This is a genomic window from Chamaesiphon sp. OTE_20_metabat_361 (genome assembly GCF_031364565.1).
Genome location: NZ_JANLWO010000226.1, coordinates 1 through 17,265, shown reverse-complemented (window position 1 = coordinate 17,265; position 17,265 = coordinate 1). Strand labels below are relative to the sequence as shown.

General features: G+C 48.4%; 17 protein-coding genes. 7 read left to right on the top strand and 10 right to left on the bottom strand.

Going from position 1 to position 17,265, the window contains the following annotated elements; all coding sequences use genetic code 11:
* Nucleotides 1–2,112 (top strand): ABC transporter substrate-binding protein (locus tag RMO35_RS06585; RefSeq protein ID WP_309739491.1); only part of this gene is annotated, 2,112 nt, incomplete at its 5' end.
* Nucleotides 2,113–2,253: 141 nt separating this feature from the next.
* On the opposite strand, the gene RMO35_RS06580 is transcribed toward RMO35_RS06585, so the two are convergent.
* On the bottom strand, nucleotides 2,254–2,754 hold the full coding sequence (locus RMO35_RS06580; RefSeq protein WP_309739489.1) for an orange carotenoid protein N-terminal domain-containing protein: 501 nt from the start codon (nucleotides 2,752–2,754) through the stop codon (nucleotides 2,254–2,256).
* 224 nt (nucleotides 2,755–2,978) lie between these two features.
* Between RMO35_RS06580 and RMO35_RS06575 the strand changes: the two genes are divergently transcribed.
* Entirely contained in the window at nucleotides 2,979–3,392 is a 414-nt protein-coding gene (locus RMO35_RS06575) for a nuclear transport factor 2 family protein (protein ID WP_309739487.1), read from the top strand.
* 68 nt (nucleotides 3,393–3,460) lie between these two features.
* On the opposite strand, the gene RMO35_RS06570 is transcribed toward RMO35_RS06575, so the two are convergent.
* Nucleotides 3,461–4,636, bottom strand: a complete 1,176-nt coding sequence (locus tag RMO35_RS06570; protein WP_309739486.1) for a M20 family metallopeptidase — start codon at nucleotides 4,634–4,636, stop codon at nucleotides 3,461–3,463.
* A gap of 91 nt (nucleotides 4,637–4,727) precedes the next feature.
* On the opposite strand from RMO35_RS06570, the gene RMO35_RS06565 reads away from it, so the two are divergent.
* A complete protein-coding gene (locus tag RMO35_RS06565; RefSeq protein WP_309739485.1) occupies nucleotides 4,728–5,138 on the top strand; it encodes a pre-16S rRNA-processing nuclease YqgF in 411 nt (136 codons plus the stop codon).
* Nucleotides 5,139–5,198: 60 nt separating this feature from the next.
* Complete coding sequence (locus RMO35_RS06560) at nucleotides 5,199–5,378, top strand: hypothetical protein (protein WP_309739484.1); 180 nt, start codon at nucleotides 5,199–5,201, stop codon at nucleotides 5,376–5,378.
* A 106-nt stretch (nucleotides 5,379–5,484) separates the two neighbouring features.
* Here the strand turns inward: RMO35_RS06560 and RMO35_RS06555 are convergent, their stop codons facing one another.
* The 4 genes from RMO35_RS06555 to RMO35_RS06540 form a co-directional block, all read right to left on the bottom strand.
* Nucleotides 5,485–5,925, bottom strand: a complete 441-nt coding sequence (locus tag RMO35_RS06555; protein ID WP_309739482.1) for a dTDP-4-dehydrorhamnose 3,5-epimerase — start codon at nucleotides 5,923–5,925, stop codon at nucleotides 5,485–5,487.
* Nucleotides 5,926–6,168: 243 nt separating this feature from the next.
* Complete coding sequence (locus RMO35_RS06550) at nucleotides 6,169–7,113, bottom strand: hypothetical protein (protein ID WP_309739481.1); 945 nt, start codon at nucleotides 7,111–7,113, stop codon at nucleotides 6,169–6,171.
* Nucleotides 7,114–7,266: 153 nt separating this feature from the next.
* Nucleotides 7,267–7,821 carry a DUF4126 domain-containing protein gene (locus RMO35_RS06545; protein WP_309739480.1) on the bottom strand — a complete coding sequence of 185 codons (555 nt, stop codon included), beginning with the start codon at nucleotides 7,819–7,821 and terminating at the stop codon, nucleotides 7,267–7,269.
* 183 nt (nucleotides 7,822–8,004) lie between these two features.
* Complete coding sequence (locus tag RMO35_RS06540; protein ID WP_309739478.1) at nucleotides 8,005–8,391, bottom strand: hypothetical protein; 387 nt, start codon at nucleotides 8,389–8,391, stop codon at nucleotides 8,005–8,007.
* 1 nt (nucleotide 8,392) lies between these two features.
* Here RMO35_RS06540 and RMO35_RS06535 point away from each other — a divergent pair, with 1 nt between their 5' ends.
* The 3 genes from RMO35_RS06535 (at nucleotide 8,393) to RMO35_RS06525 (ending at nucleotide 11,476) form a co-directional block, all read left to right on the top strand.
* Nucleotides 8,393–10,306, top strand: a complete 1,914-nt coding sequence (locus RMO35_RS06535) for an ABC transporter ATP-binding protein (RefSeq protein ID WP_309739476.1) — start codon at nucleotides 8,393–8,395, stop codon at nucleotides 10,304–10,306.
* Between the two features lie 250 nt (nucleotides 10,307–10,556).
* Nucleotides 10,557–11,210, top strand: coding sequence for an ATP phosphoribosyltransferase (gene hisG / locus RMO35_RS06530; protein WP_309739474.1), 654 nt, complete (start codon nucleotides 10,557–10,559; stop codon nucleotides 11,208–11,210).
* A gap of 14 nt (nucleotides 11,211–11,224) precedes the next feature.
* Complete coding sequence (locus tag RMO35_RS06525) at nucleotides 11,225–11,476, top strand: hypothetical protein (RefSeq protein ID WP_309739472.1); 252 nt, start codon at nucleotides 11,225–11,227, stop codon at nucleotides 11,474–11,476.
* Here the strand turns inward: RMO35_RS06525 and RMO35_RS06520 are convergent.
* The 4 genes from RMO35_RS06520 to RMO35_RS06505 form a co-directional block, all read right to left on the bottom strand.
* Nucleotides 11,396–13,090, bottom strand: a complete 1,695-nt coding sequence (locus RMO35_RS06520) for an iron uptake porin (protein WP_309739470.1) — start codon at nucleotides 13,088–13,090, stop codon at nucleotides 11,396–11,398. The two genes, RMO35_RS06525 and RMO35_RS06520, sit on opposite strands and share 81 nt — an antisense overlap.
* Nucleotides 13,091–13,273: 183 nt before the next feature.
* Nucleotides 13,274–14,218, bottom strand: coding sequence for an aldo/keto reductase (locus RMO35_RS06515; RefSeq protein ID WP_309739468.1), 945 nt, complete (start codon nucleotides 14,216–14,218; stop codon nucleotides 13,274–13,276).
* A gap of 110 nt (nucleotides 14,219–14,328) precedes the next feature.
* Nucleotides 14,329–15,042, bottom strand: coding sequence for a histidine phosphatase family protein (locus tag RMO35_RS06510; RefSeq protein WP_309739467.1), 714 nt, complete (start codon nucleotides 15,040–15,042; stop codon nucleotides 14,329–14,331).
* Entirely contained in the window at nucleotides 15,026–16,876 is a 1,851-nt protein-coding gene (locus tag RMO35_RS06505) for an ABC transporter ATP-binding protein (RefSeq protein ID WP_309739466.1), read from the bottom strand. Before RMO35_RS06505 ends, RMO35_RS06510 begins: the two co-directional genes overlap by 17 nt.
* Nucleotides 16,877–17,265 lie beyond the last annotated feature (389 nt).

Here is a 17,265-nt window from a genome sequence, read left to right as displayed (position 1 = left end):
GATACGATTCACCGTGATATTAAGCCATCAAATATCATGCGGGATTTACAAGGCAAAATTTACCTGATCGATTTTGGTGCTGTCAAGCAGGTAATCGTGCAGACGCCCGGAACGCTAGATCGGAATGTGACATGTGTATTTACGCCCGAATATGCGCCGTGGGAACAGCGTCAGGGACAGGGTGTTTATCCATCGTCGGACTTATACGCTTTGGGTGTAACTTGTATTAATTTGCTCACAGGCAAACAACCTTCAGAGTTATTAGACGGTGAGTCAAATGAGTGGCGATGGCGGACTCCCGATCTCGCCGTCAGTGACGCTCTAGCGGAGATCGTCGATAAAATGTTGCGACATCTGCCATCGGAGCGATTTCAGTCGGCTAGAGAGGTACTCGATACCTTGGAGATGACTTGGGGCACTCCGACTGTGAGCATTTCGCCATCCAAGATATTGCCGTCGAGCAATTGGGCTTCGAGTACGCTACTGTCGTTAGATATCGACAATCGATTTGGGCAAGTGGAGGAGAGTGTCGAGCAGCTACCACCCGAACCCACGGTGGCACCGCCTGTATTAGCTCCTGTCGTTGTCGCCCAGGATCGCCCGTTAGATCGGCATGTACCGCCACCAGTTATCGATTTGCCCCCACCAGCCAAACCTTATAAACCATGGTTGTTAGCAGGCGTTTTAGTGGCTGGCGTTGTCGGTTTGGGTGCGCTGGCTCTCCCGAATATTTGGCCGTTTAATACTTTTAAACCGCCCTCACTCGATCCGATCGCGAATCGGAGCAGCAGCGGCGATCGGATTTTACTGAGTATTGAAGGCAATCGCGATACCGATAAATTTAGAGAATTAAAACGGGACGGAGTTGCGGCGCTTGCCAATAAGAATTATCCCGAAGCTGTCAGCAAATTCCGCTCGGCATTAGCTGAAAACCCCAACTCACCCGAGACGCGAATTTATCTAAATAATGCCTTAATCGGTGATGGTAAAAGTTATACAATCGCGGCTTCCGTGCCGATTTCGAGTCGAGCGCTCGATCGAGCATCAGAAATGTTGCGCGGATTTGCCCAAGCCCAAGAAGAAGTCAATCAGACAGGGAGCGCCACTGAAGCCAAACTCAAAATCAAGATTGTTGATGATGGGGACGATCCCAAGGTAATTAAAACGATCGCCACCGAACTCACAAGGCAACCAGAAGTGATTGGCGTCGTCGGTAGCAATCGCAATGATGTGACGATGAAAGCGGCTGATGTTTATAATGAAAATAAACTCGTTTTTATCGCCCCAATTAGTACGGCAAATAACTTGACGGGGAAAGATCGCCCGTATATTTTCCGAACGAATGCTAAAGGAGAAGCGATCGCCCAAAAGCTCGTCGATTATACAATCGATCGCGAGCGAAAGCGCAAAGTTGCCATTTTTTACGTTCCCAGCATCACTTATAACGATGAGTTCAAAACTCAATTTGCCAGTAAATTGAGCGCGCGCGGTGGGGAAGTGGTCGCAACTTTTCCATTTTCTAGAGTTGCTAATTCGGCATCGCCGTCACCTACACCGACACCCAGCCCTACAACTGTTTTTGATGCTGATGTCTATCTCCAACAAGCCAAGGCGATGGGCGCACAATCAATTTTGTTACTGCCAGTAGGGCGCTCTAGTCGGGAGGCGCTGAAGATATTGACACTCACAGCTAGTAAATACCCAGAAATGAGCGTGTTTAGCGATACAGCTTTGTACAGTGTCACCACTCTCGAAGCGGGTCAAGATGCCCAAGGGTTGATTATGGGCGTACCTTGGCAAGAATCCCAGAGTACGCCGCAATTTTCTAAAGGTGCCAGACAACTCTGGAATAACCAAGTAAATTGGGCAACGGCGACATCTTATAATGCTGTCAAAGCACTGGCCGCCGCGATCGAATCTCAAGAGTCACCGTCGCGAGAAAGCATAATGAACGGGTTGTCTAAAAATGAATTTATGGGCGCATCAGGGCGGCGGTTTCAATTTACTAATGGCGAATCCACCGAACAATACGTGCTGGTAAAAGTAGCGAAGACGCCATCTAACTATAAGTATTCTTCACGCACTGGCTATGATTTTGTACCGCTGGAGTAGGGGATAGGGGTTAGGGGATTGGGGATAGGGAAGAGGTGAGAGGGAAGAGGTAAGAGGTAAGAGGGGAACTCAGAGGCTCAGCTTAGAATCGTTATTCACTATCCACTATCCACTATTCACTATCCACCATCCCCTATCCACTTACAGCCCAGTAGCCTCATCGTGAGCGCTAGTTTCAGGATCGGCACCCATATTCGCGACGAGATTGCGAAGTACGGAGATTTGCTCGCTGTGGTCGAGTGCCTGGAGTTGGGTCATACATTGAGTAGCGCCCTCTTCAAGCTGATAATCTGCTGGCATAGGAATGATTTCAGTGCGATCCATGCCTTGAGCTAATAAATACCAAAAGAGTAATTTGGTGGTATCGCTAAGCGCACCATATTCGCGACTAATCAAGCTGTTTTTGCGTTCTACCAGATCTCGCTGGATTTGTAACTGCTCCTCGTGGCTCATCTCGGCGACTTGCTTGAACAAACCTTCGGCGATGGTGGGCGAAGCGGTGCTAGCGCCAGGAGCCGCTGGGGTAATCGATTTACCGACTTCTTTATAAATAAACCATAGCAATGCAAGCTGTTGGTCGGTGTCTAACGCTGAAAATGCGTCAGTCATTTCTGGATGAATTTTTGAAATACCTGTTGTCACAATACTGTCCTAATTCGTCTCCTCTACCTTACTCATAATTCAATCTGCCTCATAGCTACTTTAGAAGGAGATGCCGATCGGTCGAAAGGTAGATGGAAATAAATATTATTTGTGCTTTGATAAATATTTTAAGGCAAGTAAAGTTCGGCTCGAAAATTTGGTGTTTCGCTCGAGTAAAGCTAACTAGATCCTCTCAAAACTTCACAAAATCTTAAATAAAAGCGATGAAACTAACTTCCACAATCGATCCGCAGCTAGTTAATATCGAGGGTATTGAAGAACCAACAATTGTTGCCTATTTTAGTACGCTCAATCGGGGTGAATTTGGCGCTGCGGCTGAGCTATTTGCCGAAACAGGCTGTCTTCAACCGCCCTTTGAAAACCCGATCGAAGGTCGAGACGCGATCGCGAAATATTTAGCAACAGAAGCGCGGGGGATGATCTTATGTCCAACTGCGGGCGCAATGTTACTCCGAGACGATCGGATCGTCCAATATCACCTTCAAGGACAAGTCAAGACTAATTACTTTGCGATTAATGTGAGCTGGTTGATGCAGTTAAATGCAGCCCGAGAGATCGTCCTAGTAGAAGTAAAATTATTAGCTGCTTTAGAAGAATTATTGAAATTTAAAAAATAAATCGATAAGACCGCATTTTTCACGATCCACGATCCACTATTCACGATCCACGATCCACTATTCACTACTCACTGCTGCCAATATTGATATGCCGTATATGCCATCGTCACTACTCCCGTAATAATCGCGGACTCGTCCACCATAAATTGCGGGTGATGGAGGGGATGGTTTTTGGTATCCTTGGTACCTACTCCCAGCCGGAACATCGTCCCTGGAGCGTGTTGGAGGTACACAGAGAAGTCTTCAGCACCAAGGGATGGTTCGGGTAAGATGTGGACGCGATCGCTACCCCAGGCGGCGCGTGCAGAGGATTCGAGAATTTGGGTGAGGGCGATATCATTTTGGACGGAGGGGACGCCACGCCGATAGTTGACTTGACATTTGGCACCATAAGTGCGGCAAATATCCGTAACGATTTGCTCGATCCAGCCGGGGAGTGTGGCATGAGTGTCGGGATGGAGCGATCGCACCGTACCGGAGAGTTCGACGCGATCGGCGATGATATTGGGGGCGCGTCCGCCGCTAATGGTGCCGATCGTCAATACGATCGGGCGGAGTGGGTTCTGAGTGCGGCTAATTGCCTGTTGCAGCCCGGTAATCACCTGAGCAGCAATCCAGATCGCATCGATCGCTTCGTGGGGTCTGGCACCGTGTCCCGACTCACCCATAATCGTTATTTCCAGATCGTCAGCGGCGGCGGTTAATGCTCCATACCTAATCCCGATCGAGCCAGCGAGAATCGAGGGAAAGACGTGGAGGGAAAAAATACTATCCACCTCTTTCATCACCCCGTCAGCGACCATCCAGGCGGCACCCTGAGCGATTTCTTCGGCGGGTTGAAAGATAAACCGCATTCGCCCTGGTAATTCTGCGCCCAATTCGGCGAGAATCATTGCTGTACCCAAACCGACGGTAGTATGGACATCATGACCGCAAGCGTGCATCACGCCTTGATTTTGCGAGCTAAATGGCAACCCCGTCCGCTCGACGATCGGCAGTGCATCCATATCTGTCCGAATCGCCAGCAATCGATCGTCCCTACCCGCACCCGCTAATTCGCCGACGACGCCAGTTTTACCTACAGATTCCTGCGTGTGTAAGCCAGCCGCTGACAAGACGCCAGCGATGTACGCTCCAGTCTGATATTCCTGCCCGCTCAATTCTGGATGAGCGTGCAGATGACGACGAATTTCGATTAGTCTGGGGGCGAGGTTGGTAGCGATGGAGTGAATGCGATCGAGCATAATTAACGTAGGTTGCTAGTTACTCTCTACAATTGGGAGTTTAAAAATTAGGAGCGGGCAGGAGCGGCTTGATATTATTTGCTACAAAACTATGACAGATCGCACTCAAACAATTCTCGGCTTCGATCCGGGTAAGGACAAATGTGGCATCGCAGTGATGGGTGGCGATCGCGCCCTCCTGTACCATCAAGTGTTACCAACAGCACAGGTGATTTCACAGATTAATGATTTATTTCAGCAGTATAACGTCACTCGGCTGGTGATGGGCGACCAGACTACCTCGAAACAATGGCAACAGCGATTGAGTACGGCTTTGCCGGATTTGCCAATTTTGTTAGTTGACGAGCGCTATAGTAGTTTGGAGGCACGCGATCGTTACTGGCAGATGTATCCAGCTAATTTTTTGACGGGATTGATTCCCCAGGGAATGCGGCAACCACCGCGCCCGATCGACGATCTGGTGGCGATTATTTTGATCGAACGCTATCTAAATCGAGATTAGGTTTTTAGTCGATAGTGGCGATCGATTTCGATCGCCACTATCGTTGTTAATTTATTTCTGATGATGTTCCTTGCGTATCTGAAACAGGCGGCTAAACTACTCAAACAACAGGGCAATAATCCGCATCAAATTGTTGTTGCTGCCGATCGGAGTGAATCTCTGCGTTCTGGCGATCGCAAGGATGTCAAGCTCAAGTTTGATGAGTTTCCGTTTGAGAGTTATGACATCGTGAAAGGTTAACGATCGACTAAGTAGGTAGGGACTTTTTCCTGCTGCTCGATAATACTTTCGATCGCCTTGCGTAAATTTTGGGTATTGATGCGGGAGGTTTAACGAGCGACTTATTTTAAGCTGCCAGCGAGATCGCTCGATCGGATAATAATCGATCGGCCTGAGTTAGATCGTAGGGAAAAGGTGCTTTGATGGGGCGATAATCAGATGGGTGAGCTTGCCCATGGCGAGTTACGGCATTGATTAACATACATGGTTCATCCCCAATATTAATTGCTGAATGCGGAACCCGTGGGGGAATAGTTACCACCTTTGGTTCGAGATCGCTGAGGGGAATATATTGGTATTTGCCATTGTGGAGGATGACCAAGATAAAACTACCACGTACTACCATCAATCGATCGGTTTGGTATTTATGTACGAACATATCATCGATCGTGTTGGCAGGAATTTGTACCAACATCGTTTCATGACTAGCTTGGGGAGTATAAAGTCGAACCATCCCAGCCTTAACGGAGGTCAGGGAATGAATTTCTACGCCTTTTGATAGTGACATACTGGATCTCCACAAATTTGAGATAGTTAGCCGGAATAAGGTAGTACATCGACGATCGAGATAGTGCGATCGCCAGATTGAGGATACCCCAACTTTTCACGGGGATATCCTCATGGTAACGATTAAAAATCGAATAATTTGTGCCTAAGCAAACAAATTGTATATTTTTACAACAAATAGCAAAATAAGTAGCCAAAATAGACGGTTTACCGATCCACGTCTAAAAATTCACCAGTTCTCAGCCTAAAACCGGATGCCCAACCGCGCCGTCACCCCGCGCAGCGAATGGTACCCCAAACCCACATTGACATTCTCATCGAAGCTATAGGTGACACCACCGCCAACGGCACCAGTGACGTTGGTTTCGTTAGTTTGCTTGTACAGTTCGCTAGTCGCTAGAGACTGAGCGATCCGCGATTGACTCTGAAAATAGACGCCGACGCTACCATAAACCGACACGCGCGGCGCAACATCCACATAGCCGAGTAAGTCCGCCCCCCACTGGGGGCTGAGCTTTTTGACGCCGAGATCGGTGAAGAAAAAATTATTCGGGAGGGCAAAATCATTGACAGCGCGCGGGAGACTATCTTCGTTGAAAATGCCGCCGATTTCAAAACCGATATTATTCCAGCGCAAACCGACACCGGGCGAGACACTGCCATCTTTGAACCCGATCGATCCCAACACCTGAGTAGAGCTGGGAGTGTTATTATCCGATCGAGATTCCTGGCTGCGATTATCTTGCCCGATGGGTTGCGGTGCGGCGGGAGTGCGGTAGCCCGGATCGTTCCCGCTAAAGCTGGGATAAAAAATTAAGGATGGAGTGCGGTAGTAGTAAGGAGAGTAAAAATAATCGTAGTAACTATTACTACGATTATTTTGCTCGCGCAATCTGGTTAGTTCGGCGTCGGCTTCGCGCACTTTTTGCGGGTCGCCCCCAGATTCGCGGACTTTAGTCACTTGGTCGTCAACTTGGCGTTGGAGATCGCGATTGTTGTTAGAGTCGTTATTTTGGATATCTTGCCGCAGATTTTCCCCGTCTTTGAGGACGCTTTCTGCTTCGCGCTGCTGGTCTAATTGCTGCGGGGTAGGCGTTCCTGATGCCTGGGCGGTCAATCGCGTTTTGGCAGCAGTACGCGGTGTGGTGGCTGCTAGACTAGGCTGGGCGGGCATTAGTCCGATCGTCATTAGGAGCGCGACAAAAAGGATCCGGCAGGTTTTCAATGACATAGCTCGCAGTAGATGGGTAAATTGAATGTTTACAAAGCTAATTGAGCTGAGCAGTTACATTTATGACGTTACATTACTACTACTGCATTGTATCAAGTCCCAGTAAGCCGATTATTTCTGGATGCGACCGTCTTGGTACCACTTGTACCAGCTCCCAGAGCTACGAATTGCCAGCCATAACAGCAGCAATGCGATTAAACCGCCAGATTTGGGAGCTTTGAAGGCAAATAATACCAGCAGTACGCACAAGATATCTTCCAGGAGTACCGCCCAAGCTGGTAAGCCTCTAATCCGATAAAACCAGCCAACTTTGACTAGTTGCAAGATGAGGGCGACTAAGCCCCCAACCACACCAAAGATCCACGTCAATTGGGTCGGCTGCAATAAAATCCTCGTTACTGCCATCGCCATCACCGCACCGTCTAAGGGGCTAAATATTAGTGCGACAACCTGCAATAATCGCTGTCCCCAGAGTTGTTTGGAAATAACTAATTCCAGCACCGTCCAAGCAGTCAGCACCGCAATAATCACTTGCGGTTGCAGCCGATTTAACAGTGGCACTTGTTGCCACAAATCGCCTTGAATCAAGCCGATTACCAATAGTGGCAGCGCGATTCGCATTCCAGCAGCAGCAGAGACTGATAATACGGCTAAGATGCCAATCATGAATTTCGATCCTATTGAAAACTTATCGGCTAGTTTTGATTGACCGAGCCAGCCGATGGGATGTGCCCCAACTGGCGATTCTCAGTCATGAGAGGCTACTTGTGCTGTTGGCGAAGCCTCGCCTTTGGCGATACGTAGTCGAAGTACGCCAACGAGTTGGTGTTAGACTTAGCATCAAATATCTCAACTTACATCTTGCATTAAAACAAAGCTACTAGCGATTCGCGCACGCCTTTGTTCCCCGACGGTTTGCGGATGGAATCGCGCTGAGGCTTCCTCAGCGTGCGTTCCACCAAGCAAGCGACCCAAATCGCGCTGTAGGCGTTGGCGCAAGCCTGCCGTAGGCACAGACGTGTCGCTAGACGGTTCCCTCGTGCTAAGCGTTTGGGTCAAGACAGCGAAAAGTGCTGATGGGCGGGGAACCTGCCCAATGTTCTTGGGGTTTCCCTTGTCTTGTCTTGGCGCATCGGACTTATCTTCCAGTTTATCATTGGCGATTGGCTGGGCAATGAGTAGCGTAAAATAGACATACCCGATCGAGTCAACCTTAATTTCCTTTAAATATCTCACTATGAGCGATCGATCTCCTGTCCTTGATGTTCGTAATTTACGGGTAAAGTTTGCTGGTGCCCAGCTTCCAGTGGTTGAAGATATCTATTTTACGCTCCAACCAGGACAAACACTCGGAATTGTGGGCGAATCAGGTTCGGGTAAATCGATTACTTCGCTAGCCGTGATGGGACTACTCCCCAATCCTGGACGGGTGGAGTGTGGGGAAGTCTGGTTTCAGAGTAGCGAGCGTGAAGAACCTGTAGATTTGGTCGAACTGTTTAAGTCATCGCCCGCCCAATTGGCAAATTATCGCGGCGAACAAATGGCGATGATTTTTCAAGAGCCGATGAGTTCGCTCAATCCCGTATTTACGATCGGTTATCAACTAATCGAAGCAATTCGTCAGCATCAATCGGTATCGGAAGCTGAGGCTAGACGCCAAGCCGTCTACCTATTGCAAGAGGTAAAATTAGTCCCGAGCGATGAACTATTGCGATCGCAATATCTCGAAAACATTTCCGAATCTGCTCTCGAATTCGAGCGAATTGTCCCTCCAACCGAGCGCGAACTTAATACCATTATCAATCAACAAAAATTGAGTTGGTTAGAACGTTATCCCCACCAACTTTCTGGCGGACAATTGCAGCGAGTCACGATCGCGATGGCGATCTCTTGCAATCCCACTTTACTCATTGCTGACGAACCCACCACAGCATTAGATGTTACCGTCCAAGCAACAATCTTAGAACTCCTGCAAGAATTGCGCGATCGTCGCGAAATGGCGATGATTTTTATTACTCACGATCTGGGAATCATTGCCGAGATTGCCGACGTGGTTGCCGTCATGTACAAAGGCAAAATTGTCGAATCCAAACCGATTTTAGAACTCTTCCAAAACCCCACTCATCCTTATACTAAGAGCTTGCTAGCCTGTCGTCCCAGACTCGATCGCAAATCAAAAATCTTACCGACGATTAGAGATTTCATGTCAGAGCAGGTACTCTCAGACGGCACGATCGAAATTATTGAAAAGACTCAAACCCTAGACTTACTCAACCCAGATAATCTTGTCGAGGATGATGTCAAATTACCCGATCGGACTAAGATCGATCCAGTCTTGTCCGTCCGTAACTTAAAAGTTGGCTTTCCCGCTCAGGGCATATTTGGTAAAAACTTTCAACAATATAATTGGGCAGTTAATGATATTTCCTTCGATGTTTATCCCGGTGAAACATTAGGTTTAGTTGGTGAATCTGGCTGCGGTAAAAGTACCCTCGCTCGCACGATTATGCGCTTGATCGAACCCCAACAAGGAGCGATTAAATTTAATAATGCCGACATCACCCAACTGCGCGGTGAATCGATGCAAATTCTCCGCAGAGAATTACAAATTATCTTTCAAAATCCCTTCAGTGCCCTCAATCCTCGGATGAATATCGGTGACTTAATTATCGAGCCGCTGGTAATTCATCAAACAGTTAAAAATAAAGCTAAACGTCAAGAACGCGCCGCCGAATTACTCAAGCGCGTGGGCTTGAGTCCAGACTACCTCACATCTTATCCGCACCAATTATCTGGCGGTCAACGCCAACGAGTCTGTATCGCCCGCGCCCTCGTCCTCGATGCTAAGTTTATCATCTGCGATGAATCCGTCTCCGCACTCGATGTCTCCGTACAGGCGCAAGTCCTCAACCTGCTCAAAGAGCTACAAGCCGAACGCAATCTGACATATATTTTTATCTCTCATGACTTAGGCGTCGTCAAGTTTATGAGCGATCGCATTATGGTGATGAATCAAGGTAAGATCGAAGAAATCGATGATGCCAACACCATCTACACTTCACCCCAAACCGCCTACACGCGCAAGTTAATTTCCTCCATCCCCATCGGCACGATCGATCGGATCGTACACCAGCAAGAGCGGCGCGGATAGGGAATAGTGGATAGGGAATAGTGGATAGTGGATGGTGAATAGAAATAGTAGCCAGTAGGGTGGGCACTGCCCACCACATAGATTTCAGCGGTTATCAATTAATAAATAACGATGTCAAACTAACCTTGAAAAAACTTCACACAAACCTAAAACCTAGATGGTGGGCAGTGCCCACCCTACTACTACTACAAAGCCTACTATTCACGATCCACGATCCACGATCCACGATCCACTATCCACTATCCACTAAATGATTACCGTAGCCTTACCCAAAGGTGGTTTACTAAAAGATTGTATCCAGCTATTTCAGTCCGTTGGTTTAGACTTTAGTGCCTTCCTAGATAAAGACAACCGCCAACTTCAGATCGTCGATCCTACCAATCGCGCCAAAGCCTTACTCGTCCGCAACCATGATGTCCCAGTTTATGTCGAATACGGACAAGCCCAACTCGGAATTGTCGGTTACGATGTGCTTCGCGAAAAAACGCCCCAAGTCGCGCAACTAGTCGATCTCAAATTTGGCCCCTGTCGGTTATCAGTAGCCGTCAAAGAAAATAGCCCCTATCGCAATAGCTTAGATTTGCCCGCACACGGTCGAGTCGCTTCGACCTTCGTGCATTGTGCCAGAGAATATTTTGATAGTATCGATTTACCCGTCGAAATCGTCCCCCTGTCTGGCTCCGTAGAATTAGGCCCGATTACGGGGATGTCAGAAGCGATTATCGATTTAGTTTCGACGGGTAAAACCCTGAGAGAAAATGGTCTGATCGAGATTGAAACTCTATTCTACAGTAGTGCCAGACTGATTTCCCATCCCCTGAGTTATCGACTCGATCGAGACTCCCTCAGCGATTTAGTCGAACAAATTCGCACCAATATTTCATTAGTTACCAGTCCATCGTAATTAATTAGCAAACGGTGAAATCCAAAACCACAATCCTCGCGATCGGGTTATTTTGGATTGTTACCACCGTTATCGGGATCGTTTTACTCGGTGAACTCGATCGACAACAATTGCAATTGTGGTTGCAAAAAATGGGCGGATGGGCACCTGTTTTATATATCTCAATCTACGCGATCGCGACGAGTTTAAAATTCAACCAGCGTCCGAATAACGCCAACGTAGGTGGTGTCACTTGTGGCGTTATGGTCGGGATTGGTAATTACTAACACGCCTGCGGTGGTGGAAATATTTTCGGCGATCGGCCAGCGATAAAATGCTTCAATGTGCAAGGAGGTATCGGGGTCGGAAAATGATACTCCATTGGCGGTAAATTGATTGTGAGTTACTTTGGGTGGTTGACCGATAATAATCCCCGCCAAGCTATTCTTACCGCTAATATCTACCAGGGACAATGTAGCCGCCCAGTTGAAAATATTTGCAGTGGGATTTCTGGGTAAGTCCATTGCCTGAGCGCGAGTAAGTCCCGCCCAGCCGCCCAGATAAATGTTTGGGGAAATCTGCATTGAAGATTGCACCCCGAAGGCATCAGCGACGATCGCGTTACTATTATCATCGAACGGATCGTTAGCGCGATCGCTGCCTGTATTTGTATCGAGTCGATTGAAGGATTTAATATAGTTGACACCGATGCCAAATTGTGGGTTAGGTTGGTAAGTAATTTGGGCGATCGCACCATAGGCACCGCCAAATAGTCCTGCGTCGATCTCCTCAGCATCATCGGCAAGATAGCCCAAACCGAGAGTGACAGAATCTCCTAGCTTGTGGGTGATGCCAAAACCCGATCCTCGCCCCTGACGGTAGATCGGATTTCGCACGCCAAATCGCGAAATAGTGCCTTCACTACTACTGTCTAAATGGGGATTTAACGAGTCTCCGAAATGGGAAAGATTGCCACCTTTAGCTGTTGCAAATATTTCGGTTTTATTGTCGATCGGGAAGCGATATTCTAAGCGAGTTAGTTCGACTCGATCCTCAGTATTTCCTTGATAAGAGAGTCGGCTCATATCGCTACCCGTGACTCTATTTACTCCTGGAATATCGCTCTTTTGAAATCTAATTCTGAGTCGATCGAATCCAGTGAAACTGGTATTAATATTCAACCTAGCTCGGTAGCCAGCAGCGATGTGGCGATCGTTATTGTCTTCATCTGCGATCGGATTGCCACCGATGGCAACTCCGCTGAGTAATACTTCTCCCGATAGTTTGGTGCCGATTGGATATGTTGTTTTTCCGGCTGGAGTGGTTGGTGCGGCTGGTTGGGTGTTAGAGATTTTGGCTGGTATCGATCGAATCGTGTGATGCTTATTCGGCAAACAGTTCGATACGCAGGATTGTCCCGACACGTAGATCTCGGAATTGGCAAATCGATCGGCAGATTTTTTCCTGGTTTCTCGATTGGGTAAAGTGGCTAACTCTGGGGCAAAGGCTGTTTTTAACTCTTCGATCGCGGCTAAATCCGGTCGTGAAATTGCTGCTTGAGAATCGAAGATTCGATCGATCGTAGATTGGAGGGCGATCGCAAATTTGCGGCGGTTATTTGGTGATTTAGTCGTCAAATTAGGATGTGAAGTATATCGCTGTTGTAATTTTAGTAAGAGTGAATATTGCTCAGTTGTAATTGGTCTATTTGACGATCGTAGAGCATTTTTGGTGCTGACCAGTGGCGGGGGAGTCGAGGTAAATAACGCAGTATCCGCAGTGGTAGGATGGTTAAAAGTCATGTGTGATAATTTCCAGCCAACGTTGGTAGGGGCAATGTCTTGATTTGCTAAACCGTCGGGAAACAAAGGCGTGCGCAAATCGCTGTCTTGTCTTGACACACACAAATGGGAGGAAACCTCCCGTTCGATGCGTCGCTGTCTTGTCTCGCATAATCCGGGAGGAAACCTCCCGGCTGCGAGCCGCTGACTGAAACACATGAGTCGGAAACCTCCGCGTGATTTCAGTCGCTTCATGAATTGCCCCTACCAACGGAGGAATTACAAGACGGGGAGCTGACGGGGCTACGATACAGCTTCGGGTTCTTTCAGGCTCTGGAGTAGTGCAGTGCGATCGATATCAGCTAAAATTCGATCGCCTGCTTGAGCATTCAGGGCTGCTTGTTGTGGCGATTTTGCGCCGGGGATGGCGACAGGTTGGGCGGGATGGGAAATAACGTAGCGGAGGGCGGTAGTTGCCATCGTGGTATCGGGTGGTAAGTTCGCGCTGAGTGCTGTGACTGCGGCGATATCTCGATCGAGTTTGGCTTGTTTATCTGCATTCTTGTGCCATTTGCCGCGAATGGTGTCGGTGAAGACGGTATCGGCGGCATATTTGCCAGAGAGCAATCCTTGGGCGAGTGGCCCCCGCACGAGGACGGCGATGTTATGCTCGATGCAGTAGGGCAATATTTTGGCTTCGGCTTTGGGATTGAGTAGGGAGTAGTCGAGTTCGACGATGCTACAGTTACCAGCGATATTAAATTGTTTTATTACTTCAAATTTGTTGGTGGAGATGCCATAGGCGCGGAGATATCCCTGTTGTTTTAGTCCCTCGAAGGCTTCGAGATAGACGGTGGGATCTTCGATATCGCCTTCATGACACAATACGGCATCCGCCCAGTCAGTTTTCAGCCGAAATAGTGAGGCTTGCAGACACAAGCGGATGGTATCGACATTCTTGGGTAGCCCTTCATCGGTGCGTCGTCCCCAACTGCCGATTTTGGTGACGATGTAGGCTCGATCGCGAATGCCCTGTAAGGCTTTGCCCAAGCGTTCTTCGGACAATCCTTGGGGGATGCCATAAGCTTCGGCGGTATCGAAGAGATTGACGCCATTATCGAAGGCACTGTGAACTGTCGCAAGGGCGGTATCTTCGTCAATTTCGCCCCATTGATTACCGATATTCCAGGTGCCCATACCGATGGTAGAAACGCTCCAACCTGTCTTGCCAAATTCACGATATAACATTGATTTTTTCCTAGTAAATTATGAGTTGTAGGGTGTGTCACTGCGAAGCATGACGCACCAAGATCTTTACCGTTCGTCATTGCCTACGAAAGAGACAAGCAAATGAAAATTTATACATTTGAAATGAGAAATTCTGTTGTTAGATGTCCCGTGTAATTGAGGACTTCCAATTGAGGCTCATTTCCTTGTGAAAATTTCATCACGCTAATACCGCAGTTAGATTGCCGCAGCGAGTGATAATCGGCAGGTGAGAGATTAAAAGCCGTGCTAATTAGAGATCGAATGGTGCCAGCATGACTGACGAGCATTATTGTTTCACCGCCATGACGCGGTAATGTATCTTGCCAAAATTGGTTCGATCGAGCGTAGAGATCGAGTACGGGGTAAAATGCCTGGTTAGTATGTGGATCGACCATGACAAATCGATCGGGATGTTGCTTCCAACAGTGGTAATCTTCGGCAAATTTTTCCCATACATCCTGATGATAAAGTCCGTGCCAAGCAGGTAGATCGATTTCCCTAAGTTGCTGCGTGACATGAATATTTGCTGGATCGATCGAGGGATTCATCTGTGCTAATATTTCGCGGGCAGTTGCTTGTGCCCGCCTCAGCGAACTGACATACAGTGCATCAATAGTCAATCCACTCAAAAACTCTCCTGTTTGTCGCGCTGTCTGGCGACCGAAGTCAGTCAGCACCGATCCATCGCTACTCCCTTGATATCTCCCTTCGGCATTAAAGCTACTTTGCCCGTGGCGCACCAAGATAACCCGTGTTTCTTGTGGTGTGAGTTTTTCCCGATCGCATTCAAGCTTCCAAGACATGTTCTGCTCCTGCTATTTCATTGGTATCGTTTTGTAAGCGGTACAACTGGGCATAACGTCCAGCTTGCGCCATTAATTGCCGATGGGTACCGCGTTCTAAAATTTCGCCTTTTTCGATGTAGAGGAGGCGATCGCAGCCCTCAACCGCCCGGAGGTTATGCGAAATCAAAAATGTCGTACTGCCGCGTGTAAGGCGATTGAGAGCCTCATTGACGGCATGTTCGCTGGCTCCATCTAGTCCGGTAGTGGGTTCATCGAGAATGACGATCGGTGAGTGGCGGATGGCGGCTCTAGCGATCGCGATTCGTTGGCGTTGTCCCCCGGATAGAGTGCCGCCACGTTCGCCGACGATCGTGTCATAGCCTTGGGGTAAGTCCAGAATAAAATCGTGGGCATTTGCCAGCCGCGCCGCATGTTCGACTTCCGCATCGGTGGCTCCCAACCGTCCATAGGTGATGTTTTCCCTAATGCTGACGGCGAATAAAACGCTATCTTGCATGACGACGCTAATCTGTTGGCGGAGTGAGTCCAATTTATAAGTGCGAATATCTCTCCCATCGATGAGAATGCCGCCGACAGTGGGATCGTAGAGCCGTAGTAGTAAACTCGCGAGGGTGGATTTACCGCTCCCAGATGGCCCAACTAGGGCGATTTGTTCTCCTGGCTCGACATCAAAATTCACCTGTTTCAAAATCTGCCGACTCGGATCGTAGCTAAAAGATACATCCTGAAAGCTGACAGAACCGAAGAAAGCGTGTGCCTGTTTCGCTCCTGGCAAATCTCGAACATGGGGTTCGTAGTCGAGAATATCGATCGCCCGTTCTCCAGACGCGATCGCTTTGGCAATCTGACCGATTTGTTTGCTAATCTGGCGCATGGGGTCGAATGCTGTTTTGAGATAGTTAACAAAAATCAACACATCGCCCGGAGTCAACACTTTTTGTAAGACGAGCAGGGAACTCCGCCACACCACCACGGCTAAAACCAACGCCATCAGCACTTTAACCAACCCTTCCAAAAAAGTCGCCAATTTGAGCGATCGTACGCCTTCTTGAAGACTTTTGGTATTCTGAAGCAAGAAGTTTTGCTCTAACATATCGTGCAAGGAGAGAGCCTGCACGACTCTAATCGCGCCGATGGTTTCGCTGGTAGTATCAGCGATCGCGCCTTCAGAAGTACGATGTTTGTTAGTTTCCTTGCGAATCTGACCGACGATATTAGTCGTAGTAATCGCAAACAGGGGGAAAATCGCGATCGAAATTAGAGCTAGCTCCCAATTGAGCCAAAACATCACCCCGATCATCCCGACGATCGTCACTACATTCGCCAGAAACGGCAGTACAGTTTTGATCGTCACCAACCGCAAGCGTTCGATATCATAAGTAACTCGCGCAATCAAATCGCCACTCTTGAACCGTTGATGGAAAGATAGCGATAACCGCTGAATGTGACTGTAGAGGTTGCTCCGTACCTCAGATAGTACTTGAATTGCCGCCAGTGCCATCCCATAAGTACTCAAATAGGATGTGATACTGCGTAATGCGGCGATCGCGACGATCGACACAGCCAGCAACGTCAGCAACCACATCGGCGACAAACCCCGCGCAAAGCCCAAAACATCGGGATAGATATCTGTCTTGGAGAGCAATACACCGTCAAAAATGAATTTCAGCGGCCAAGGTTCGAGCAATCCTAGCGCGGTTTCGAGTAACAGCGTGAATAATGAGGTACCAATCAGCAGTTTCCGCTGGCGAATTTGTGGCCAGAATTTGACCAGGATATGCCAACTACCGGGGATGATGCCTTTAAGTTCCTTCTCTCCTGTCTGAATCATTATTTTGGGTTTTGGATTATGGCAACGGGTTAAGGGTATTCGCTTCGTTCTACTACTACCGCCGCCGATTGAAATCGGGGCTAATGGTGCAAAGTCCGCCTACGCGGACTGATTGAGTAGATCTGTAGGTTGGGTTGAGGCACGTTGGCGAAGCCTTTCGGAACGAAACAACCCAACATCTACACAATCGATCTGTGGGATTGTTGGGTTTCACATTCGTTCAACCCAACCTACAAATCTACAGATCTGGGGTGGAAATCCCCTCCTCGGAGCGACGTTTTTATTCGGGGGTTCCCCCCGAATAAAAAAACGTCAAGACAGGGGTGCCCAGAGGGCGGGGTGGGTAGATCTACGCCCCAACCCCACTATACCCGAATCCCTAATCCCTA